Origin of the sequence: Rhodococcus sp. LB1 (assembly GCF_001583455.1) — a bacterium.
Lineage (GTDB): Bacteria > Actinomycetota > Actinomycetes > Mycobacteriales > Mycobacteriaceae > Rhodococcus_F > Rhodococcus_F opacus.
In genome coordinates this window covers 42,764-65,287 of sequence record NZ_LTCZ01000346.1, presented here as the reverse complement: position 1 = coordinate 65,287, position 22,524 = coordinate 42,764, and the positions used below count along the sequence as shown (strand labels likewise).

The 22,524-nt window shown below is 67.9% G+C and carries 23 protein-coding genes; 2 read left to right on the top strand and 21 right to left on the bottom strand.

All coding sequences use genetic code 11. From position 1 onward, the window contains the following. Window positions 1–270: 270 nt before the first annotated feature. The 17 genes from AZG88_RS35130 to AZG88_RS35050 form a co-directional block, all read right to left on the bottom strand. Entirely contained in the window at window positions 271–1,206 is a 936-nt protein-coding gene (locus AZG88_RS35130; protein WP_061700397.1) for an esterase/lipase family protein, read from the bottom strand. A gap of 100 nt (window positions 1,207–1,306) precedes the next feature. After that, window positions 1,307–1,657 (bottom strand): histone-like nucleoid-structuring protein Lsr2, encoded by a 351-nt coding sequence (locus tag AZG88_RS35125; protein WP_005244957.1) that lies wholly within the window; start codon window positions 1,655–1,657, stop codon window positions 1,307–1,309. Window positions 1,658–1,795: 138 nt separating this feature from the next. Further along, complete coding sequence (gene lysS / locus AZG88_RS35120) at window positions 1,796–3,307, bottom strand: lysine--tRNA ligase (RefSeq protein ID WP_005244958.1); 1,512 nt, start codon at window positions 3,305–3,307, stop codon at window positions 1,796–1,798. Window positions 3,308–3,376: 69 nt separating this feature from the next. Then, entirely contained in the window at window positions 3,377–3,799 is a 423-nt protein-coding gene (locus tag AZG88_RS35115; RefSeq protein WP_005244960.1) for a rhodanese-like domain-containing protein, read from the bottom strand. Continuing rightward, window positions 3,796–4,329, bottom strand: coding sequence for a cysteine dioxygenase (locus AZG88_RS35110; RefSeq protein ID WP_005244961.1), 534 nt, complete (start codon window positions 4,327–4,329; stop codon window positions 3,796–3,798). The genes AZG88_RS35115 and AZG88_RS35110 overlap by 4 nt, the downstream gene beginning before the upstream one ends. A gap of 122 nt (window positions 4,330–4,451) precedes the next feature. Continuing rightward, entirely contained in the window at window positions 4,452–5,267 is an 816-nt protein-coding gene (locus AZG88_RS35105; protein ID WP_005244962.1) for a type III pantothenate kinase, read from the bottom strand. Window positions 5,268–5,270: 3 nt separating this feature from the next. After that, window positions 5,271–5,717, bottom strand: a complete 447-nt coding sequence (gene panD / locus AZG88_RS35100) for an aspartate 1-decarboxylase (protein WP_005262154.1) — start codon at window positions 5,715–5,717, stop codon at window positions 5,271–5,273. Between the two features lie 18 nt (window positions 5,718–5,735). Next, window positions 5,736–6,671, bottom strand: a complete 936-nt coding sequence (panC, locus tag AZG88_RS35095; RefSeq protein ID WP_025431748.1) for a pantoate--beta-alanine ligase — start codon at window positions 6,669–6,671, stop codon at window positions 5,736–5,738. Window positions 6,672–6,676: 5 nt separating this feature from the next. Continuing rightward, window positions 6,677–7,603, bottom strand: coding sequence for a Rossmann-like and DUF2520 domain-containing protein (locus AZG88_RS35090; RefSeq protein WP_005244966.1), 927 nt, complete (start codon window positions 7,601–7,603; stop codon window positions 6,677–6,679). A gap of 147 nt (window positions 7,604–7,750) precedes the next feature. Then, window positions 7,751–8,737 carry a DUF6779 domain-containing protein gene (locus AZG88_RS35085; RefSeq protein ID WP_197487986.1) on the bottom strand — a complete coding sequence of 329 codons (987 nt, stop codon included), beginning with the start codon at window positions 8,735–8,737 and terminating at the stop codon, window positions 7,751–7,753. A 70-nt stretch (window positions 8,738–8,807) separates the two neighbouring features. Next, a complete protein-coding gene (locus AZG88_RS35080; protein ID WP_179443299.1) occupies window positions 8,808–9,275 on the bottom strand; it encodes a DUF3180 domain-containing protein in 468 nt (155 codons plus the stop codon). A gap of 20 nt (window positions 9,276–9,295) precedes the next feature. Further along, entirely contained in the window at window positions 9,296–9,808 is a 513-nt protein-coding gene (gene folK, locus AZG88_RS35075) for a 2-amino-4-hydroxy-6-hydroxymethyldihydropteridine diphosphokinase (protein ID WP_061700395.1), read from the bottom strand. Continuing rightward, a complete protein-coding gene (folB, locus tag AZG88_RS35070; protein ID WP_005262144.1) occupies window positions 9,805–10,167 on the bottom strand; it encodes a dihydroneopterin aldolase in 363 nt (120 codons plus the stop codon). Before folB ends, folK begins: the two co-directional genes overlap by 4 nt. After that, window positions 10,160–11,017 (bottom strand): dihydropteroate synthase, encoded by an 858-nt coding sequence (gene folP, locus AZG88_RS35065; protein ID WP_005262143.1) that lies wholly within the window; start codon window positions 11,015–11,017, stop codon window positions 10,160–10,162. Before folP ends, folB begins: the two co-directional genes overlap by 8 nt. Continuing rightward, window positions 11,014–11,631: a GTP cyclohydrolase I FolE gene (folE, locus tag AZG88_RS35060; protein ID WP_061700394.1), complete on the bottom strand. Its 618-nt coding sequence runs from the start codon at window positions 11,629–11,631 to the stop codon at window positions 11,014–11,016. The genes folP and folE overlap by 4 nt, the downstream gene beginning before the upstream one ends. 60 nt (window positions 11,632–11,691) lie before the next feature. After that, window positions 11,692–13,962, bottom strand: a complete 2,271-nt coding sequence (gene ftsH, locus AZG88_RS35055) for an ATP-dependent zinc metalloprotease FtsH (protein ID WP_061044542.1) — start codon at window positions 13,960–13,962, stop codon at window positions 11,692–11,694. 211 nt (window positions 13,963–14,173) lie between these two features. Then, a complete protein-coding gene (locus tag AZG88_RS35050; protein WP_025431745.1) occupies window positions 14,174–15,520 on the bottom strand; it encodes an amidase in 1,347 nt (448 codons plus the stop codon). A 164-nt stretch (window positions 15,521–15,684) separates the two neighbouring features. On the opposite strand from AZG88_RS35050, the gene AZG88_RS35045 reads away from it, so the two are divergent. Then, window positions 15,685–17,823, top strand: a complete 2,139-nt coding sequence (locus AZG88_RS35045; protein ID WP_061700393.1) for a serine/threonine-protein kinase — start codon at window positions 15,685–15,687, stop codon at window positions 17,821–17,823. Between the two features lie 15 nt (window positions 17,824–17,838). Here the strand turns inward: AZG88_RS35045 and hpt are convergent, their stop codons facing one another. Genes hpt through dacB form a run of 4 tightly spaced genes read right to left on the bottom strand, consistent with a single transcriptional unit; the run spans window position 17,839 to window position 21,829 of the window. Next, window positions 17,839–18,393 (bottom strand): hypoxanthine phosphoribosyltransferase, encoded by a 555-nt coding sequence (gene hpt / locus AZG88_RS35040; RefSeq protein ID WP_005244976.1) that lies wholly within the window; start codon window positions 18,391–18,393, stop codon window positions 17,839–17,841. 4 nt (window positions 18,394–18,397) lie between these two features. Then, window positions 18,398–19,378 (bottom strand): tRNA lysidine(34) synthetase TilS, encoded by a 981-nt coding sequence (gene tilS / locus AZG88_RS35035; protein ID WP_061700392.1) that lies wholly within the window; start codon window positions 19,376–19,378, stop codon window positions 18,398–18,400. Between the two features lie 19 nt (window positions 19,379–19,397). Further along, on the bottom strand, window positions 19,398–20,444 hold the full coding sequence (locus AZG88_RS35030) for a zinc-dependent metalloprotease (protein ID WP_005244978.1): 1,047 nt from the start codon (window positions 20,442–20,444) through the stop codon (window positions 19,398–19,400). Further along, window positions 20,444–21,829: a D-alanyl-D-alanine carboxypeptidase/D-alanyl-D-alanine endopeptidase gene (gene dacB / locus AZG88_RS35025; protein WP_061044544.1), complete on the bottom strand. Its 1,386-nt coding sequence runs from the start codon at window positions 21,827–21,829 to the stop codon at window positions 20,444–20,446. Before dacB ends, AZG88_RS35030 begins: the two co-directional genes overlap by 1 nt. A gap of 131 nt (window positions 21,830–21,960) precedes the next feature. Between dacB and AZG88_RS35020 the strand changes: the two genes are divergently transcribed. Further along, window positions 21,961–22,452 (top strand): inorganic diphosphatase, encoded by a 492-nt coding sequence (locus AZG88_RS35020; protein WP_005244982.1) that lies wholly within the window; start codon window positions 21,961–21,963, stop codon window positions 22,450–22,452. The last annotated feature ends 72 nt before the right edge of the window (window positions 22,453–22,524 follow it).

Genomic DNA, 22,524 nt, shown 5'->3' with positions numbered 1-22,524 from the left:
ATGGACACTTCTTTCCAGTTGTTCACCATCCAGACGTTCCTGGACGGGACCCTGCGGGCACGTCGTGACCGTGGTGTCGCAGAAATGCGACAACCTCTTGCCCGCGAAGTTCGCGACCCGTTTCTCGAAGGAAGCGAGACCTGCGTGTCCGGACAGGGTATGTCGATGAGCTGTGAGTTCGCCACCCATACGTTTCCATCCGGCGTCGGCGGCGATACCCAGCGGGTTCCTCAGGACTCCCCCGGTAACCGGCGACGAGGCGGGAAAGGGCTACCCCGCGACGGGGGCGACGAAACGGCACGGCACGTCGCGCGGGTGGGCGGGATCGAGCGCGTTGAGCACGAATCCGGCGGCCCGTGCCGAACCGGCGACGGCGACGTGGTCGGAGTAGTCCTGCTCGCAACCGTCCTGGACGACGATGTTCGTGGTGCTCGGGCCCGGCTCGATGCCGCTCGTGTACGGGACGACCAGTTCGTCGTAGCGGGTGGCGATGTTCGTGTACTCGATGCCGGGGACGTAGACCCCGTCCGCCCGCATGCGGTCGATGAACGCGGACCCCTGGAACATCTCGGGGCAGGCCCCGCAGACGGGGAAACCTGCCGCCACCTCGTCGTCGACGCCGAGCGCCCGCATGGACCGCCCGACGCTGATCTGATCGTTGCCGTACGTACCGTGCCACGGCGGTGCCAGTGACACGATCTTCGAGACCTTGTCTGCGCCGCCGAAGAACTTCACGTAGTTGTTCGCCTGCAGGGTGCCCTGGGAATGTCCGACGAGATCGACTTTCGAGGCCCCCGTGCTCGACAGCACCTGATCGACGAACGTGGCGATCTGAGCGGTGCCGCTGTCGATGGGCGTCATCCCGCCGATCGCATCGAGCGGCCACGGCAGTTCGGGGAAGTTGCCGTAGGTGAGGGAATACACGCAGTAGCCCTCGTTCGCGAGGAGTGGTGCGTACACCGCCCAGTTGGTCTGGCGTGCGCCTCCAGTGCCGTGGACGAGGACCACCGGTTCGGGATGCGCGTCACTCGGCAGGCAGGACCAGTCGTTCGAACCCGGGGCCGAACCGCCCGGATTTCCCAATTCGAGGGGCACGCCGGCGAGGAACGAATCCGGCACCGGATAGGTCGGCGCTGCGGACGCCACCCCGGACCACATCACGAACGCCAGGAACAGAATCCCTGAAACGGTCACGCAGCGCCGCACAGCTACCCCCCAGACTTCCCGATTAACGGATCAGTGCGGGACGGTAACAGTCCAGGTCACGTCGCGTAGCGAATCAGCGAATTCTGTTCCCAGCTAACTTTCAGTTCGCCTTGTTGTAGGCGTCGATAATTTCCGCGGAGATACGCCCGCGCGCAGAAACCTTTTTGTTGTTCTTGCGCGCCCATTCCCGGATAGCGGCGCTCTGTTCCCGATCGACCGAAACTCGAGACTTGGTGGCGGCCGGAGCCGCCACGGCCTTGCCGCGCTTGCGCGAGCTCACCTTGCGCGCGTGGGAAACCCACACGTCGAGCTGCTCGCGCAATTTCGCCGCATTCTCCGAGGAAAGGTCGATCTCGTACTGGACACCGTCGAGTCCGAACTCGACCGTCTCGTCGGCAGACGCCTCTTGATCGACATCGTCGATCAGGGTGACAGTGACCTTCTTAGCCATGGGATGAAATTCCTCTCGAATGAAGCGACGTCTCATCGTCAACGTGAGCTACGACCCGGAGGTAACCATACCCCTGTTCTTCCGATTCGGAATACGAGGAATGGATCGAATTTATCCGCGCGAATTCACCCTGGTGAATCAGCGAGTAGAAGGCCGAACAATGGGAAAGAGGATTGTTTCGCGGATTCCCAATCCCGTCAAAGCCATGAGCAGACGGTCGATTCCCATTCCGGTACCGGTGGTCGGCGGCATTCCCTGCTCCATTGCGGCGAGGAATTCTTCGTCGAGGGCCATCGCCTCGTCGTCGCCGGCCGACGCGAGACGCGCCTGATCGACGAACCGCTCACGCTGGATGACCGGATCGACCAATTCCGAATAGCCCGTGGCCAACTCGAACCCGCGGATGTAGAGGTCCCACTTCTCCGTCACCCCGGCCTTGCTGCGGTGGTCACGAGTCAGCGGCGAGGTCTCGACCGGGAAATCACGGACGAACGTCGGCTCGAACAACTGGTCGCCGCACTGGTGCTCCCACAGTTCCTCGACGAGCTTCCCATGCCCGTAACCCTTGTCCTTCGGGACCTCCAGGCCCACCTTCTCGGCGAGCGCCAGCAATTCCTCGACGGTGGAATCAGGAGTGACCTCGACACCGATCGCCTGCGACAGCGACGGGTACATCTCGAGGGTCTTCCATTCACCACTGAAGTCGTATTCGGTGCCGTCGGCGAGAGTGACGACCTGCGAACCGAAAGCGGCCTGCGCCACTTCCTGGACGAGTTCCCGGATCATGACGGCAGAATCGTCGTACGTGCCGTACGCCTCGTATGTCTCGAGCATCGCGAATTCCGGCGAGTGCGTCGAGTCGACACCCTCGTTGCGGAAATTCCGGTTGATCTCGAAGACCTTCTCGATACCGCCGACGACGCACCGCTTCAGGAACAGTTCGGGCGCGATACGGAGGTAGAGATCGATATCGAGGGCATTGGAGTGCGTGATGAAGGGACGGGCCGCCGCGCCGCCCGCCACCGTCTGCAGCATCGGCGTCTCGACCTCGAGGAACCCGCGACGCTCGAGCGCGTTCCGGAGCTCACGGACGACAGCCACCCGCTTACGCGCATTCTCCCGCGCCTCGGAGCGCACGATCAGATCGGCGTAGCGCTGCCGGACCCGCGACTCCTCGTTCATCTCCTTGTGCGCAACGGGCAGCGGCCGGAGCGACTTGGACGCGATCTGCCACGAATCGGCCATCACGCTCAGCTCACCGCGACGGGAGCTGATCACCTCACCGTGCACGAACACGAAGTCGCCGAGGTCGACATCGGCCTTCCACGACGCGAGAGCGTCCTCGCCGACAGCGGCGAGACTGATCATCGCCTGCAGCTGGGTGCCGTCGCCTTCCTGCAGCGTCGCGAAGCACAACTTGCCCGTGTTGCGCACGAAGATCACCCGGCCGACGACACCGACCTGGTCACCGGTGGCCGTGTCGGGCTCGAGTTCCGGGTACTTGGCCCGGATCTCCGCCAGCGAGTGGGTGCGCGCCACCGACACCGGGTACGCCTCGCGTCCCTCCGCGAGGATGCGCTCACGCTTCTCCTGGCGGATCCGAAGCTGCTCGGGGGTGTCGTCGACTGGCTGGGCTGCTACTTCACTCACGGGTCACCAGCCTAATCGACAGCCGACCGTGCCCCTATTCAGAGGTCAGTGTCATGAGACGGCTCGCCGTCAGTGAGCCGAGACGGTGGCCAGCTCCCGCACGCAGTGCTGCGTGGCGATGAGCGAGCCCAGCAGTCCCGCCGCCTTGATCGCCTTGTACCCGCCGACGAGATCGGTCGCCTTGTGCAGGCCCAGCTGCTGCAGCGCCGCCGCGGCGAGACTCGACGTGTAGCCCTCGGAGCAGACGATGATCCACTCGACGTCGTGGTCCACTGCCAGCGCCAGGTGCGCCGAGCTGGTGGGATCGCAACGCCACTCGAGGACGTTGCGTTCGATGGCGAGCGCACCGGGCAGCGTTCCCTCGATCGCTCGCTGCGCCTGCGGGCGGATGTCCACCACGATCGCGCCGCGCGCCACGGCCTCGGGCAGCTCGAATGCGTACATGCGGTCGATCTGGGTGCGGGCCTCTTCGAGCATCTGGTCGATGTTCACTTCGAACCACCCTCGGGGAGATCGGTGAGCTCGGTCCGGGTACGGCGCAGCGTGCCGTGGTCGGTGACCTCGTAATAGGACATGGCCGATAGCGGCGGCGAGTAGGCGTGCACGCTCAGGGTCGGCGTCACCACCTCCGCCCCGGGTGCGTCCGGCGCCCGCACGACGTCGTGGACCCAGCCGAGCGGGAACGAGGCCTGATCGCCTGCCTCGAGAGTGCGGTGACGCAGACGGTCACCCGCCCAACGGAACTCGGACAACGCGCCGCTGAGAACGGTGAGCGCGCCGAAAGAGCCTGCGTGGTCGTGTAATTCGGTGTTCCGGTCGGGAACCCAGCTGATCAGCCAGACGTCGACGTCGTCATCCGAGTAGAGCCGGGTCGACCAGCGCTCGTCGGTGGGCCAGCTCTGCGGGAGCAGGACGTCGTGGCGGCCGTCGAGGACCTCGGAAGCACCCTGGTCGGTGATGCGCAGCAGGTCAGCCGGGCGAAGACGGGTGGGTACAGATGCAGAAGAATACGTTGCGAGCACGAGAGAGACTCCCAGAAGTGTGAATTGGTCAAGGCGGCGTTCAGCCTCGACAACACTCCTGAGCACTCGTGCAGAGATTCACGGGGACCATTCTGACATAACTTCCGCGAAGAGGGAACCCGTCACTCGAGCGGGCTGCGACGCGCCCCCCGGCGAGCCTGATTCCGCTCGTAGACCAGGCGCAGCCCTTCGAGCGTGAGATCCGGTTCGTGCTCGTCGACGGTTTCCGTCTCGGGCATGATCAGCGGCGCGCGGTCACCGGTCGCGATCACCACCACGTCGGAACCGGAGAAGGCGGGCAGTTCCTTGCGCACGCGGCGTACCAGCCCGTCGACGAGCCCGGCGAAACCGAACACCGCACCCGACTGCATGCACTCGACGGTGTTCTTACCGACGACGGAGCGGGGACGCACCAGTTCGACCTTGCGCAGAGCCGCCGACTGCGACGCGAGTGCGTCCGAGGAGATCTCGAGGCCCGGCGCGATGGCGCCGCCGAGGAACTCACCCTTGGCGGACACGACGTCGACGCACGTGGACGTCCCGAAGTCGACCACGATGCACGGTGCGTCGTAGAGGTGATGCGCCGCAAGACTGTTCACGATCCGGTCGGCGCCCACCTCCTTGGGGTTGTCGACGAGCAGCGGAACACCGGTTCGCACCCCGGGTTCCACCAGCACGTGCGGGACGTGCCCCCAGTACCGCGTCAGCATCACGCGGATCTCCCGCAGCACCGACGGCACCGTCGACAGCGCGGATACACCGGTGATCTGATCGGTGTGCGCGCCGAGGAGCCCCCGGAAGATGAGGGCCAGCTCGTCGGCCGTCATCCTCGCGTCGGTGCGCATCCGCCAGTCCTGCACCAACTTCGAGTGTTCACCGGTACCGGTGAACAGCCCGAGAACGATGTTCGTGTTCCGGACGTCGACGGTGAGGAGCATGGGTTACACCAAACTGGATTCGCGCTCGGCGTCGAGCGTCGACAGCATGCGCGGGGTGATGAGACCGGAGCCCTCCGGCGCGTGCGCCGGGTCGGCACCGAGCTCGATCGGCGAGTTGGCGGCGTCGACGAACACGACGCGCGGCTCGTAGTCGCGCACCTCCTGCTCGTTCATGACGCCGTAGGCGATGAGGATGACGAGGTCGCCGGGTTTGACCAGATGCGCTGCCGCACCGTTGATCCCGATGACACCACTTCCCCGCTCGCCGGCGATCACATAGGTTTCGAGCCGCGCGCCGTTGTCGATGTCGACGATGCACACCTGCTCGCCCTCGAGGAGGTCGGCGGCGTCCATCAGATCCTGGTCGACCGTCACCGAGCCGACGTAGTGCAGGTCGGCGTGTGTGACGGTGGCGCGGTGGATCTTCGACTTCATCATGGTGCGAAACATGTTCCGGTCCTTACTCTTCTAGCGGGAAAGAAGTTCGTCTGTGGCCGCGCCCGACGGTGGTTCGGCGTCGCGTTCGAGGAAACCGGTGCCGACGGCGACACCGACGTTGTCGATCAATCGGGTGGTTCCGAGCTTGGCGGCGACGAGCAGCCGGCCGTCGCCTCGTTCGGGGGCGGGACCGAGATCGACGCCCCGCACTTCGAGGTAGTCGACCTCCACTTCCGGGACGGACGCCAGCACCTCGCGCGCGGTGGCCAGGATCGCCTCGGCGCCACCGGCGGCGGCGTGGGCCCCGGCGATCAGGGCCGCGGACAGTGCCGTCGCCGCGTTGCGCTGCGCCTCGTCGAGGTAGCGGTTGCGCGAGGACAGTGCCAGCCCGTCGTGCTCACGCACCGTGGGCACGCCGAAGATCCGGACGTCGAAGTTCAGGTCGGTCACCATCTGCCGGATCAGCGTCAGCTGCTGGTAGTCCTTCTCGCCGAAATACGCGACGTTCGGCGCTGCGATCTGCAGCAGCTTGGCGACGACGGTGAGCATGCCCGCGAAGTGTGTCGGCCGGGACGCGCCCTCCAGCTCGGCACCCAGCGGTCCGGGATGGATCGTGGTCCGCGGTCCTGCCGGGTACATGGTGGCTGCGGTGGGCACGAACGCCAGCTCGACTCCGGCCTCGCGCAGCAGTTCGAGATCGGCGTCGAGGGTGCGCGGGTAGGCGTCGAGGTCTTCGCCGGCGCCGAACTGCAACGGGTTGACGAAGATCGAGACGATCACCACCGCGCCGGTGAGCTTGGCCTGCCGCACCAGTTCCAGGTGACCCGTGTGGAGGGCTCCCATCGTCGGCACGAGCGCGACCTGGCGGCCGACACCGCGGAGCGCCTTCGAGACCCGGGTCAGCACGTTCGGGTCGTGGTGCACGGTCAGTTCGCCGCGCTTGTATCCGCCCTGCAGATCGCTCACGGAACTCACCTCCGGTCTTCCAGGATTTCCAGCAGTTCAGGTGTGGCGCCGGCGCGTTGCGCCGACCTCAGAGACAGGGCACGGTAGCCGGCCGCGATCCGCGGATCGACCTCTTCGAGTACCCGCAGATGCGTGGCAACCGCTTCCGAATCGCCTCGCGCGACCGGCCCGGTCAGTGCCGACGGCCCACGCCGCAGGGCGTTGTCGAGCGCTGCGGAGAGCAGCGGCTGGAGGACTCGCTCGGCCAGGCCGTTCGGATCGTCGCCGATCAGCTCCTGGCCGAGCAATTCCTGGCCCTCGAGGGCGACGCGCAGCGCGGCCACGGCGTCGACGACGAGCGTCACCAGGTGGTTGCTGCCGTGCGCGAGAGCGGCGTGGTACAGCGGCCGCATGTCCTCGCGGACCCGGACGGGCTCGCCGCCGATCTCGAGGACCAGCGACTGTGCGATCGCGTAACCGATGTCGTCGGCGGCGGTGATGCCGAAACAGGCGGACGCGAGACGGACGGTGTCCTCGTCGTGCCCGGTGAACGTCATCGCGGGGTGAATCGCGAGCGGAACGACGCCCTGCTCGGTGAGCGGGTCGAGGATCCCGATGCCGTTCGCGCCGGAGGTGTGAGCCACGATCGCGCGACTCGGCACCGCGCTGGTGGAGGCCAGCCCAGCGATCAGTGACGGCAGTTCGGCGTCGGGGACGGCGAGAACGAGCAGTTCTGAGCGGGCCGCGACCTCTGCCACCGGCAGAATCTCGGTCTCGGGAAGCCGGGTCCGTGCCCGGTGACGTGACGCGTCGGAGACAGCCGAGCAGGCGACGACGACGTGACCTGCCCGCTCCAACGCGGCACCGATTGCTGTACCGACCCGGCCGGCGGAGACGATTCCCACCGTCAACCTCGCAGGCGCAGGGCCATTAGTGATCCCGAAAGAGGTCACCTTCGTCCTCTCGTTCGTTCCAGTCCCGCTCGGCGGGTACCAGACGTTCTCGAGTGAGGATAGCCCGGCTCGAACGCACCCCGCCATGTGCCTGCAGAGTGATATATGCCTCACACGATGCGGGTTGATCCTCGGGCGCGTCCGGCCTTATTCGGCCCGGCGACGCCTGCCTCCGGCGCTCTGGCCGGTTCCGGATGCCGACTGCATGTTGGCCATGATCTCGGCGACGGACAGCCCGTTCGAGTGCGCACCCGACGATTCGTCGTCCTCGGGCGCCCGTCGGCGGCCCCGCCGCGCTTCGGGCTCTGCCTCCGCCTCGGAGTCGGGCTCGGACTCCGCTACAGGCTCGGGCTCGGGGACCGGTTCGGGCTCGGGGACCAGTTCGGGCCCGACCTCGGCAACAGGCTCGGGTGCCGGCCGGGTCTCGGCAACCGGCTCGGGCTCCGGTTCCGGTTCCGGTTCGACCTCGATCTCGGGTTCGGTGTGTCCGGCGTACGCAGGTTCCACGATGGACGTCTCGGCGGTGACCGGATCGTCGTCCGGATTCGCGAAATGGTGAGAAGTCTGGGCGGAACCGCTCTGATGCCCCGCCCCGGCGGCATGCCCTGCTCCCGGGATGTACAGGCCCGACGCAGCAGGCTGGTAGCTGCCGTACGACCCGCCTGCGAGTTCCTGCACACGCGTCGAATCCGCCCGCAGAGCGATCCGTTCGGTCGGCATCGCGCCGTCGAACAGGGCCTCGAGATTCTTGCGGAGCGACGAGAGTTCGGCACGCAGCGCCGCGAGTTCTTCGGCGTCGGCGCGCACCTCGCTGCGCACCCGCTTCTCGACGGTGAGCTCGTATTCGCGCCGTGCCGAGATCTCCCGCTCGAGCTGCAACTCGTAGACGGTCTGCAAGTCGTTGACCTTCGCCTTGTCGAGCGCCGACTCGCGCCGGTACTTCGTCATGGCGATGGCACCGACCGTGGCAGCCCACAGCGCGGCAACCAGGCCCACCCGCAGGAGTTGGACGCTGTCGCTGAAGATCAGGAAGAGGGACGCGATCACCGCGAGGGCGAGCAACCCCGCAACGATCATCTGGCTCGCGCTGCGCTTGTTGCGGCGCGCAGACTTGAGGCGACCAGGATTCGTCATGGTGCCAGGGTACTTGGCCGCGAAGGGTGCACCGCACATTCCATCGGACCTGCGGCGATCCTCCATGTCCTCAATGCGCCGGCTCGTCCGTGGGGTCGTCGGGGGTGCGGCAGCAGTGTTCCAGCCACAGTGCCGCGCCGACGAGGGCCAGTGCGGCGACGAGGCCCACCCACGCGCCGGGAGTGTCCGAGCCCGCGGCCCGGAGCACCGAACGCTGCGGAAGCAGGTACAGCAGGAAGCCGCCCCACACCCCGGCCGTCGCGGCACCGACGAGCGCGGACGCCTTGGCGAGCGCCGCCACCCGGGCGGCGGTGATCGGGTGCAGCTGACGCGGTCCGTCGCCCACCTGATGATTGCTGACCCGGGATCGCACCATGAACGCGAGGACGACCTCGATCAGCGCGACCGGGTACAGCGACGCCCCGGCGTACACGGGAATCGGCGGAAACGAGCCGTAGAACACACGGACCAGAATCCAGGTGGCGGCGACGGCGAGAGCGGCCAGGAACAGCAGATCCCAGATCCGGGTGGGCTTCATCGTGCCCGTCGGTTCCGGCTTCATCGCGACCGCCGGTCCAGAACGAGCTGCGTCCGGCGCACACCGGCCCGTTCGTCTTCGCCCAGCAGTGGCAGCAGCGCGTCCACCCGGGTCGTCGTCCCGGCGACCGGCAGCACGGCGTCGGGTTCGACGTCCAGCCACGGAATCAGCACGAAGGCACGCTCGTGCGCTCTCGGGTGCGGCAACGTCAGTTCCGGGTCGTCGCTGCGGATGTCGTCGCACGTGACGACGTCGACGTCGAGCGTGCGCGGGCCCCACCGTTCGATCCGCACCCGGTCGGCGGCGGTCTCGAGTTCCTGCCCGCGCCGCAGCCAGTCGTAACCGTCGAGGGCGGGATCGTCGACGACGAGGACGGCGTTGAGGAAGTCCTGCTGCTCGACACCGCCCCACGGCGCCGTCGAATACACCGGAGAGACCGCCACGACCGCGTCGCCCAGAACGTCGAGAACGGACTGCAGATGGGCAAGGCTGTCGCCGACGTTCGACCCGATCGACAACACCGCGCGACTCATGGCCGCGACCTGTGCGCGACCACCGCGACGTCCGCGAAGGTCAGCGGGATCGGCGCGGACGGCTTGTGCAACACCACCTCGGTGCGCCGGACACGAGGGTCGGTCATCACCCCGTCCGCGATCTCCGCGGCGACGGTCTCGATGAGATCCCGTGAGGGTCCCGCGACGATCGCGGCCGCGCGCTCGGCCAAACCGCCGTAGTCGAGGGTGTCGTCGAGGTCGTCGGACGCGGCCGCCGGGGCGAGGTCCATCCACACGGTGATGTCGACGTAGAAGTCCTGACCGTCCCGCTTCTCGTGTTCGAACACGCCATGATTGCCACGAACCTTCAAGCCGCGCAACTCTATTCGATCACTCACGTCCGGCTGCACCCTTTGCCCAGGCCTCGGCGACCGCGATGGCGTCCAGAGAACCCTGCGCGTCGTGCACGCGAACGCCCCACGCTCCGTGAGTCGCGGCGAGCGCCGAGACGACGGCGGTCGCGATCTCCCGGCCGGCGGGCGGGCGCGGTTCCCCGTCCGCATCCGCCAGCAGCGAACCCAGGAACCGCTTGCGGGACGCGCCGATCAGGACGGGGAATCCCAGCGCGTTGAACTCGGGCAGCGCCTTCAGCAGAGCCCAGTTGTGGTCGGCGTTCTTCGCGAAACCGAGACCCGGATCCAGCACCAGGGAACCCGGATCCACCCCGGCCTTCACGGCCAGGTCGACCTGGGTCATCAGTTCGTCCCGGACCTCACGGACCACGTCCTCGTAGTGGTCGGCGGTGCCGCGGTGCACGTAGTCGGCAGCCGAACGCCAGTGCATCAGGATCCACGGCACTCCGGCGTCCGCGACGACCGATGCCATCGCGGCATCCGCACGGCCACCGGCGACGTCGTTGATGATCGACGCACCCGCCTCGATCGCGACCTCCGCGACCGACGCCCGCATCGTGTCCACGCTGACGCAGATGCCCTCGCCCACCAGGTCCGCGATCACGGGTGCGACGCGACCGGCTTCGACGTCGGGATCGACCCGCGCCGCGCCCGGCCGGGTGGACTCGCCGCCGACGTCGACGATGTCGACGCCGAGACGCTTCAGTTCCAGACCGCGCGCGAGCGCCGCGTCACGATCGAGGAAACGTCCGCCGTCGGAAAAGGAATCGGTGGTGACGTTCAGGACGCCCATCACCACGGTTCGGCCTGGCGCGGGCAACTCGATCACGGTCACTTCCGCAGAATAAGGTCCAGAGCCTCGGAACGTGAGGCCGCGCTGGACTGGAGCAGACCACGCACCGCGGAGGTGGTGGTACTCGCACCAGGCTTGCGGATCCCCCGCATCGCCATGCACAGGTGCTCCGCCTCGATGACCACGATCGCACCCCGCGGGTCGAGCTTGCGCATGACGGCGTCGGCGATCTGGCTGGTCAGACGCTCCTGCACCTGCGGCCGCTTGGCGTAGAGGTCGACCACGCGCGCCAGCTTCGACAGGCCGGTCACCTTGCCCGTCTTACCGGGGATGTACCCGACGTGGGCGACCCCGTGGAACGACACGAGATGGTGCTCACACGTGGAGTACAACGGAATGTCGCGAACGAGCACCAGCTCCTGGTGCCCCTCGTCGAACGTCGTGTTCAGCACGGTGTCCGGGTCGGTGTAGAGGCCCGCGAAGACCTCGCGGTACGACCGCGCCACGCGGGCGGGCGTATCCCGGAGTCCGGGACGGTCCGGGTTTTCACCGATCGCGATCAGCAGTTCGCGCACCGCAGCTTCGGCACGCGGCTGATCGAACACCCGGCCTGTCTCGAGTGCCACGGGCTCACTATCGAGATGATTCACCGACAACCGAAACTCCTCCAGTACCGGGACCGATCGTCCCGAAGCAACAGCCTAGTGTCGGGCGGATCAGTTCGATCCGTCCGGTCCTTTCCAGGCCCTCGTCTGCGCGTCGTCGTCGCCGGTGCCACGCTGCTCGTGCGGTGGGTTCCACTGGTTCCCCGGACCCTGGTTTCCGGAGTACTGACCCTCAGGATTCTGGTTGCCCGGATCGCGAGGCGGCCAGCCCGGAGCCGACCAACCCGCGGGGGCGCCGTAGTCCGGACGCGGCTGCGTCATCCCACCCTGCGGCCTGGCCGGTGCCGGCTGCGAGTAACCGTTGGCGGGTGCCGGCTGCGGGTACTGCTGCTGCTGCGGAGCCTGCTGCGACTGCTGCTGGGCGAACACCGGCTCGGGCTGCTGGGGCCACGGCTCGCCGCGCTCGACTGCGAGTTCTCGCGGCGTCTTGACCGGCGGCTTGTCGGACGGGGTCCGGTGGCCGAAGTCGTTGAACGCGGTGATGCGCGGGCGCTTCTCGACACTGTGGAAGATCTTCTCGAGATCCTTGCGGGTGAGCGTCTCACGTTCGAGCAGCTCGGTGGCCAGGATGTCCAGCACGTCGCGGTATTCGTTGAGGATCGCCCACGCCTCGGTGTGCGCGGCCTCGATGAGGTTGCGGACCTCTTCGTCGATCTCGCGCGCGACCTCGTGGGAGTAGTCGGACTGCTGACCCATCGACCGGCCCAAGAACGGGTCTCCGCCCTCCTGGCCGTACCGCACCGCACCCAGCTTGGCGCTCATGCCGTACTCGGTGACCATCGACCGGGCGATCTTCGTCGCCATGTCGATGTCGGACGATGCACCGGTGGTCGGCTCGTGGAACACGAGTTCCTCGGCCGCGCGGCCACCCATCGCCATGACGAGTCGAGCGATCATCTCGGACCGCGTCATCAGGCCCTTGTCGTCCTCGGGCACCGTCATCGCGTGACCGCCGGTGCGGCCGCGGGCGAGGATTGTGACCTTGTAGACGGGCTCGATGTCGGGCATCGCCCACGCGGCGAGCGTGTGCCCACCCTCGTGGTACGCGGTGATCTTCTTCTCGTGCTCGCTGATGATGCGGCTCTTGCGGCGGGGACCGCCGACGACACGGTCGACGGACTCCTCGAGTGCGGCCTCCGTGATGACGGTGCCGTTCTCGCGTGCCGTGAGCAGCGCGGCCTCGTTGATGACGTTGGCCAGATCGGCACCCGACATTCCGACGGTTCGCTTGGCCAGGCCCTCGAGGTCGGCGTGCTGATCGATCGGCTTGCCCTGCGAGTGAACCTTCAGGATGGCGCGACGACCGGCGAGGTCGGGGGCGCCGACGGGGATCTGCCGGTCGAAGCGGCCCGGGCGCAGCAGCGCCGGGTCCAGGATGTCGGGGCGGTTGGTGGCGGCGATGAGGATGACGCCGGTGCGGTCACCGAAACCGTCCATCTCCACCAGCAACTGGTTGAGGGTCTGCTCACGCTCGTCGTGACCGCCACCGAGGCCGGCGCCACGCTGGCGTCCGACGGCGTCGATCTCGTCGACGAAGATGATGCAGGGGCTGTTCTGCTTGGCCTGGTCGAACATGTCGCGCACGCGGGACGCACCCACACCGACGAACATCTCGACGAAGTCCGAACCGGAGATCGTGAAGAACGGGACACCGGCCTCGCCTGCCACGGCGCGGGCGAGGAGGGTCTTACCGGTTCCGGGCGGCCCGTACAGCAGCACACCGCGCGGGATCTTCGCTCCCAGCGACTGGTAGCGCATCGGGTTCTGCAGGAAGTCCTTGATCTCGTACAGCTCTTCGACGGCCTCGTCCGCACCCGCGACGTCGGCGAACGTGGTCTTCGGCATGTCCTTGTTGAGCTGCTTGGCCTTCGACTTGCCGAAGCCCATGACGCCGCCGCGACCACCGCCCTGCATGCGGCTCATCACGAAGAAGAAGATGCCGAGCAGGATCACCATCGGCAGGACGAACAGCAGGATGGACGTGAGCCAGCTCTCCTGCGTGACCGTGGTGTTGTAGCTCTGAAGGCCCTTGTCGGAGATCTCGTTGAAGATCTGCTCGGACGCCGATGCCGGATACTTCGCGAGGATTTCGGTCTTGCCGTCGGTCGCGTCGTTGCCGTCCTTCAGCCACAGGCGGACCTGCTGCTCCCGGTCGTCGATCTGCGCCTTGTCGACGTTGTTCGCGTCGAGCTGCGCGATCGCCACGGAGGTGTCGACACCCTTGAATCCGCGCGTGTCGTTGCCGAAGTAGCTGAAGGCGTAGATCACCAGCAGGATGCCGGCAACTATCGCCAGGTTTCGAAACACAGTCTTACGGTTCATACAGGTCGGCCGATATGGCCGGTCCTTTCGAGAGTGCGGGTCTTCCGGGTGCGCCTTCCGGCTGCCAACCGGACAAACCAGGTTACCGCGAAGGCACCCCGGCGACTCCAGGTAGCAGCCAACCGCTGTTGGGAGCGGTCTCTTTCTTTTCAACGCATGCGGTTGCCCATCGGTTCCCTCGGACTCGATCCGGGTCCGAATGTGCGGGAGTTCACCGCGCGGGCGCGACCCTCGGCCAGCCGCCGCCCACCCGCTCGATGTGAGCGGCCAGGGCCAGAATCCTGGCCTCTCCTCCGGGCGGTGCCGCGATCTGCACGGCCAGCGGGGTGCCCGAGTGCGAGTGCGTGCCGACGGGCACACTCGCCGCAGGCCACCCGACGAGATTCCACAGCGCGCTCAACGGGGCGTACCGCACGTTGGCCACGATGTTCGACAGCCACGACCGCTCGCTCCACGTCGTCGCTGCGAGCGGCGGCTGCGCGAGAGCGGGTGTGATCACCACGTCGTAGTTCTCGAAGAATGCGCGCAGCGACTCTTCGAGCCTGCCCACCTGCTCGGGGCGGACGAACCGGCCCAGCGCGCGGCCCACCGCGACGTGCCTGCGCGTCCGGGGCTGCAGTAGCCGCAGATCGAGGCCCTTCGCGTCGGCGGCCGTTCCCGCGGTCCAGCGGGCGAGAACGGGAAGCAGGTTGACCGGGTACGGCAACGTCGCAGGCTCGACGTCGTGGCCCGAGCCGGTCAGTTCCCTGCCCGCGCGCACGGCCGCATCCCGCCACTGCGGGTCGACCGTGGCCAGGAACGTCGGCGACCCTGCCGCCACCGCGATCCGCAGTGGTTCCGACGCACCGATCCGCGCGAGTTCGGGCCGGTCGGCGAGGACGGACAGCATGAGAGCGGCGTCGTCGACGGTCGTGGCGATGGGCCCGTTCTCGGCCATCCCGAACCACGAGGTGGCGCCGAGTTCGGACGGCACCACTCCCCTGCCCGGTTTGATACCGAACACTCCGCAGTTCGCCGAGGGGATGCGGATCGACCCCAGACCGTCGGTCCCGTGGGCCAGGGGCACCATCCCCGCGGCGACGGCGGCGGCCGCTCCCCCGGACGAACCCCCGCAGGTCCGCGACGGATTCCACGGATTGCGGGTGATGTGGCCGGGCGCGTCGGTGGTTCCCCACACCGCCAGTTCGGGGAGGGTGGTCAGGCCGACGACCACCGCTCCCGCCGCCCGCAGTCGCGCGACGACCGGGTGATCGGAAACCTTCGGTTCGGCACTGGTCGCACCCGATCCCTCGCGCATCGGCAGTCCGGCCACGGAAATGACGTCCTTGATCGCGACGGGCACTCCTGCCAGCGGGAGTGTGGACAGATCCGGCCGGTGAGAGAGGGCGAGAGCGTCGGCTCGGGCCTGTTCGGCGAGGACGGCGACGAACGCCTGAATCTTCGGTTCACGCTCTTCGATGGCCGCGAGCGCGGCCTCGACATGCTCCATCGGGCTCGAGACGCCCGAGCGAACCTGCTCGGCGACGACGACGGCTGAGGTGAACGGGGAGTCCCCCATCACCCGAGTATATGGTGCAGGGAAGCAGTCATTTCGAGTATTCGCGCTGGATACAGTAGGTCTGCGGGGTTACCATTCGCTTGTCCCTGGATGGGACTCTTCACACCGCTCCAGACAACCTCGATGTGCCCAGAGAACCCGCCCAGTAGAACCCTCGATGTGCAATGACCAGAGGAAACGGGTCGGGCAGAGACGGATCGGCCGCTGGATCGGACTCTGCCGAACGGACCGTCGGAGTCACGAACTCCGAACACGAGAGCAGCGAAGCGACGGTCGCGGCCGGACCGTCGACGGTGGTTGCTGAGCAAACCATGTCCGCACGGACGATGACCGCCGAGCAGACCGCCGCCGCCGAACACACCGCGGCGGCCGAGCAGACCGCACCCGCCGAGCAGACCGCCGCCGCTGAGCACACCGCACCCGCCGACCAGACCGCGGCCGCCAGTCCGACCGTGACCGCCCGGCAGCCGGACACGCTCATCACCACGCCGCCGGGCAATGCGGCGCTCGACGATGTGGAGGTCGGACAGCAGGTCGACGACTTCGATCTGCTGATGGGCCTGGGCAGCGGCGCGTTCGGCCGCGTGTTCCTGGCACGGCAGCGGTCGATGCAGCGACTCGTCGCGGTGAAGATCTCGCACGACAAGGGGAACGAGCCGCAGACCCTCGCTCAGCTCGACCACAACTACATCGTGCGCGTGTTCGACCAGCGGTTGCTCGAGGACCGCCAACTGCGCCTTCTCTACATGCAGTACCTGCCGGGTGGCACCCTGCTGCGGGTTCTGCGCCGCGTACGCGTCACCCCGGAACAAGACCGGACGGGCAGCCTGCTGCTGGACGTGGTCGACGAGGAGATGCGGGAGAAGGGCGAGATCAGGCCCACCGACTCGAGTGTGCGGGACGAGATCGCGTCGCTCACCTGGCCGGAGACGATCGCGTGGCTGGGGCGGCGACTGGCCGAAGCCCTCGACTACGCCGGCAAGCGCGGCGTCCTGCACCGCGACATCAAGCCCGCCAACATCCTGCTCACGGCCGAGGGTGTGCCGAAGCTCGCCGATTTCAACATCAGTTTCAGCGACACCGTCACCGGGGCGTCACCGCTCGCCTACTTCGGCGGGTCCCTGGCCTACATGTCCCCGGAACAACTCGAGGCGTGTCACCGCGGAATGCCGGGGACGGCGGCGGACCTCGACACCCGCAGCGACATCTTCGCGCTCGGCGTGATGTTGTGGGAGCTGATGTGCGGGCGGCGTCCGTTCGAGGACGAGGAGGTGTCGAGCGAGTCGCTCGTCGCACTGGAAGCGATGCTGGACCGCCGCAGCCGCGACATCGACCCGGAGTTTCTCGACCAGTTGCCCTACGACTGCCCGCCGTCGCTACGACGGGTACTCCTGACGTGTCTGGCACCGAAGCCGGAGGACCGGTGGTCGTCCGGTGCCGAACTGGCCCAGCAATTCGACCTGTGCCTGAATCCCCGGGCCCGCGACCTCGTCGATCCGCCGCCGAACAGTTGGCGCATGCGGCTGCGCCGCTTCGCGCTCCCGATTCTGGTGATCGGTATCGCGGTGCCGAACGCTCTCGCCGGCGCCTACAACTACCACCACAACAAGATGCTGATCATCAGCAATCTGACGCCGGAGGCCCAGCACTCGTTCGAATCGATCCAATTGGTGATCAATTCGATTGCGTTCCCACTGGGCGCGATCATGCTGCTCTACTGGTGCCGATATCCGCTGCTCGTTCCGCGTGGTCTGCGCAAGGGGAAAACGTACGACCGCCAGACCCTGGCCCGGGCCCGCACCGACACGCTGCTGCTCGGCGACCGCGTCGTGCTGGTGGTGTTCGGGTTGTGGGTCATCGCGGGCATCGCCTATCCGATTTCCCTGCAACTCGCGGCGGGGAACGTTCCGCCGGGCGCGTACGTGCACTTCATCGCGTCACTGATCGTGTGCGGTGCCGTTTCGGTGGCGTACCCGTTCTTCGTGGTCGCGTTCTTCGCGGTGCGCTGCATCTACCCGACCCTGCTGCCTCAGGACATCGCCAGCAGCGCCGACGCGCACAAACTGCGGGGCCTCGACCGCCGGAGCACGCTCTATCTCGCGGTGGCCGCCTCGGTTCCGCTGGCCGGGGTGGCCGGGGTGACGTTCCTGTCGCCCGACGAGATCACGCTCGTGATCATCGCGGTCCGCATCCTGTGCGTCGGCGGCATCTTCGCGTTCGTCGGCGTGTACTGGCTGTTCCGGCAACTGGAGCAGGACCTGCGGGCACTGGAGCTCGCCGTGTCGCACGAACCCGTCCGCTGACGAGCAGCGGGGAGATCAGCCGCCGTAGACGGAAGGCTCGAGGGTCCCGATGTACGGCAGGTCGCGGTACCGCTCGGCATAGTCGAGGCCGTACCCGACGACGAATTCGTTGGGGATGTCGAAGCCGACGTTCGCGACGTTGACGTCGACCTTGATGGCGTCGGGCTTGCGCAGCAGCGTGACGACCTCGAGGGACGCCGGGTTGCGGCTCGACAGGTTGCGCATCAGCCAGGACAGCGTCAGACCGGAGTCGATGATGTCCTCGACGATCAGCACGTGCCGGCCGGCGATGTCCTTGTCGAGGTCCTTGAGGATGCGCACGACGCCGGAGGACGACGTCGACGACCCGTAGGAGCTGACGGCCATGAACTCCATCTGGGTGGGGATGGGAAGGGCCCGCGCGAAGTCGGTCATGAAGAAGATGGCGCCCTTGAGGACACCCACCAGGAGCAGATCCCCTTCCGGGGCACCCTCCGGGTAGCGCTTGGCGATCTCCTCGGCCAGTTCGACGGTACGTCGACGAATCTCGTCCTCGGAGATCAGTACCGATGCGATGTCGCCTTCGTACACGCGATCAAACCCTTCGTCGGTCGTCCAATCCGACGTTCAGCCTGCCACGTCGTCGGCGGACCACCAACCTCGCGTCCGGTGTTCCGCCCCCGATCGCCACCTGTCCCTGTCCCCGCCACCGTGCGACGAGGTCGTCCACGGCCCGCAATTGTCTGTCTCCGAGACCGCGCGCACCGGCTGCGAGGAGCCAGCTGCGCAGCACCCGCCTGCGGACGGGTGGCGCCGACAGAACGAGTAGGGCCGCGTCGATTTCGCCGTTCACCACGACTTTCGCCTCGGCGTCGGCGGCCATCGCGTCGAGGACCGCCCCTTCCTCGCGCAGGTGTTCCCCGGTGCGGGCGAGGGCCCCGGCGACGCCGCCGCCCAGGACGTCCTCGAGCAGCGGCAGCACCTCGGTGCGCAGCCGCACCCGCACGAAGTCGGGTGAGGCGTTGTGCGGATCCTCGTGCGGGCTGAGTGCCAGTTCCGCGCAGGCCTGCCGGGTCACCGCGCGTTTCACGTCCAGCAGCGGTCGCCCCCACGGGCTGTCGTACGCGCTCATCCCCCAGATGGATCGACCACCCGAACCGCGCGACAACCCCAGCAGCACTGTTTCGGCCTGGTCGTCGAGGGTGTGTCCCAACAGCACCGGGCGGGTTCCGCGCGCCGCGTCGAGGGCGCGGTAGCGGGCCTGCCGGGCCGCCGCCTCGAGCCCGCCCGACCCGGTCACATCGACGGGAAGCACCTCGGCGGACGCGCAGCCGAGCGCCCGGGCACGGGCCGCGGCCTCGTCGGCCACGTCGGCCGACCCCGGCTGCAGCCGATGGTCGACGACGAGGGCACACACCGAACGCGCCTCCGCGGCGGCCGCCGCGGTCAGCGCCAGTGAGTCGGCACCGCCCGACAACGCGACCGCGATCTCGCCGTCCGGGGCGTGCGCCGCGATCCAGCGCCGCACGGCGTGACGAACCTCGAGGATCGCCGGCTCCTCGGGAAGCAGCGTCACCGGCTCAGCCCTTCTCGAATCAGCCCAGTACCCGGGACACCCAGGCGTCCGGCGCGTCGATCTCCGCGAGCCGGGGCAACGTGTCGGGGCCGGTCCACACGACGTTGAACCGGTCCATCCCGACCTTGTCCACGACGGCATCGACGAACGCCTTGCCGCGCACGTATTGCGCCATCTTGGCGTCCATCCCGAGCAGCGCCCGGACGAGACGCTGCACCGGGTTGCTCTTGCGGCGGCGCCGCTGATCGAACGCGGCCCGGATCGCGGCCACCGACGGCACGACCGCAGGTCCGACGGCATCCATCACGTGGTCCGCATGTCCCTCGAGGAGGGTGCCGAGCACCAGCAGACGGTCGAGTGCCTCGCGTTGCGGCTCCGCCTGGGTGGCGCGCAGCAGCCCGACGATGCCGCCCGGTGCGCCCGACTCGTCCGGCTCTGTGCGCCCGCGGTCGCGCAGCGCGGAGGACAACCGGCCGACCATGTCGGTGACGGACTCGTCCTCGGCGGATCCGAGCGTCTCCACCGACTCCTGCATGTACCCGGTGAGCCACGGTGACGACGAGAACTGCACCCGGTGCGTCACCTCGTGGAGGCACACCCAGAGCCGGAAGTCGCTGGGCCGCACCCGCAACGTGCGCTCGACGGACACCACGTTGGGCGCCACCAGCAGCAGGGTTCCGTTGTCGCCGGTGAACGGGTCGTACTGGCCGAGGATCGCCGACGACAAGTACGCGAGCATCGCCCCGGCCTGAAGGCCCGCCGGCTTGCCGAGCAGCATGCCGGGAGCGGCGTCGCCGCCCGTGAGTTGCGACATCGAATGCGCGGCGGCGTGGATCCACCCGGCCCGGTCGAGAATCTGGGCGGTCGGCACCGGAAGTCCGTCGGCGAGGCCGGTGACTTCCCGGACGGGCAGTTCCGCGCGCATCGACGCGTCGGCCAGTTCCGCGACCACGGTTTCGGCCGTGTACCGCGACGTCACCGGTCCGCTGCGCGCGAGCTTCACCCCCGTCCTGGCTGCGAGCTTCCAGTCGACGGCACCACTGAAGGCGTTTCCCTCGGCGGCCATCACTGGCACCCGCACGTGCGGAGCGCAGCGGCAAGTGCGTCGAGTGCGGGACGGCTGACCTCCGGCGGGCGGTCGTTGGACATCAGCGCGAACGTCAGCACCCGCCCGTTCTGGTCCACCACGTAGCCGGCGAGCGCGCTGGCCGTGGACAGGGTGCCGGTCTTCGCCCGCACCCACCCGGCGCCCGTGCGGTTCCCCGACGCGTAGCGGTCGGACAGGCTGCCCGTGGCGCCGGCCACCGGCAGGTAGTCGAGCATCGGCCGCAGGGCGGGATTGCCGTCGCCCGCGGCCGCCGTGAGGACCTGGTCGAGTGTGTGCGGCGCGATGCGGTCGTCGACGGACAACCCGCTCGCGTCGTGCAGGGTGAACCCCGACAGATCGAATCCTGCCGCGGTCAGCGTCTGGCCGATGGTCGCGACGGCGCCCTCGAACGATGCTTCCGCGCCGGCATTCATGGCAACCTCCCGCCCGATCGCTTCGGCAAGCACATTGTCCGAGTGTTCCATCATCTGCCGCAACCGGTCGCGCAGCGGCGCGGACTGCACACTCGCCACGGTAGCCGCACCGGGCGCCGCGACCCCCGACGTGACCGCCGACGGGGCGACGCCGAGCGCACCGGCGAGCGTCCGCCCGGCGTCGAGCGCGGGTGTCGAACTGCGCGGCGACTCGTCCACGAGCGGGTCGGCCCGCCCGCCGTCGATCATGATCGGTTCGGTGGGGGTGATGAATCCGGCGCCGACGTCCGTCGGGAACCACCCCTGCGCCATGGTGTCGCCCGAGTAGATGCTGGTGTCGACCACGATGCTCGTCACCTGGACGCCCGCGTTCCGGATCTGATCGACCAGCTGCGAGATGTGCGCCGCACCCGGGTAGTAGCCGTTCTCCCCGACCGGCTTCGCGGTGAGAGTGGGATCACCACCGGCGACGAGGACGATCTCGCCGGGAGTCGCCCCCTGCACCACCTTCGTCGTCACACGACGGTCGGACGGCAGCGCCAGCAGCGCGGATCCCGCGGTGAGGACCTTGGTGGTCGACGCCGGGGTCATCGGGGTCTGCGGGTTGACGCTCCACAGGACCTGACCCGTGACCGCGTCGGCGACCGTTCCGCTGAACTTGCCGAGGTCGGGGTTGGCGGCGGCCGGACCGACCGCGGCGGCGATCCCCTGCGCCGTCGGCATCGGCGCGTCGTCCGGCACCGGCGTGACCTGCGGGGCCGCCGTGATCGGTGCCGGTTCGGGCGCGATCGTCAGTTCACCGCGGCCCGCCGACGCGTTGTTCGCCGTCACCGCGACCACCAGAACAGCCGCCATCGCGAGCACCACGACGACGACCGACGCGAACAGAATTCGCATGTTCCGACGGTGGCGTCCCGCCAACGAGCCCATCTTCTTCTTTCCCTGGCCCGGCAACGCGCCTCCGTCTTCACTGTGATTCGTGGGTGGTCAGACAACCAACCTTATCCTCGACCCGATATCCTCTCCCCGAATCATCATCGACACGACAGCGAGGAATCGGCGTGGAGTTCGACGTCACCATCGAGATCCCCAAGGGTCAGCGAAACAAGTACGAGGTCGACCACGTGACCGGTCGCGTGAAACTGGACCGCTACCTCTACACCGCGTTCGGCTACCCGGCCGACTACGGCTTCATCGAGAACACCCTCGGCGAGGACGGCGATCCGCTGGACGCGCTGGTCCTGCTCCCCGAGTCCGTGTTCCCCGGCGTCATCGTCGAGGCACGTCCCGTCGGCATGTTCAAGATGGTCGACGAGGCCGGCGGCGACGACAAGGTGCTGTGCGTGCCGGCCGGCGACCCGCGCTGGGACCACATCCAGGACATCGGCGACGTCCCGCAGTTCGAGCTGGACGCCATCAAGCACTTCTTCGTCCACTACAAGGACCTCGAGCCGGGCAAGCACGTCGAGGCAGCCGACTGGGTCGGGCTCGCCGAGGCGAAGGCCGAGGTCGAGGCTTCGCTCAAGCGACTGAAGGACAACGGCGGGCACTGAGCCGGCGGCGAACGTCTGGCACTGAGCCTCCCGACGTTCACGGCAACGGCGTCCATCCCCCGCGGGGGGTGG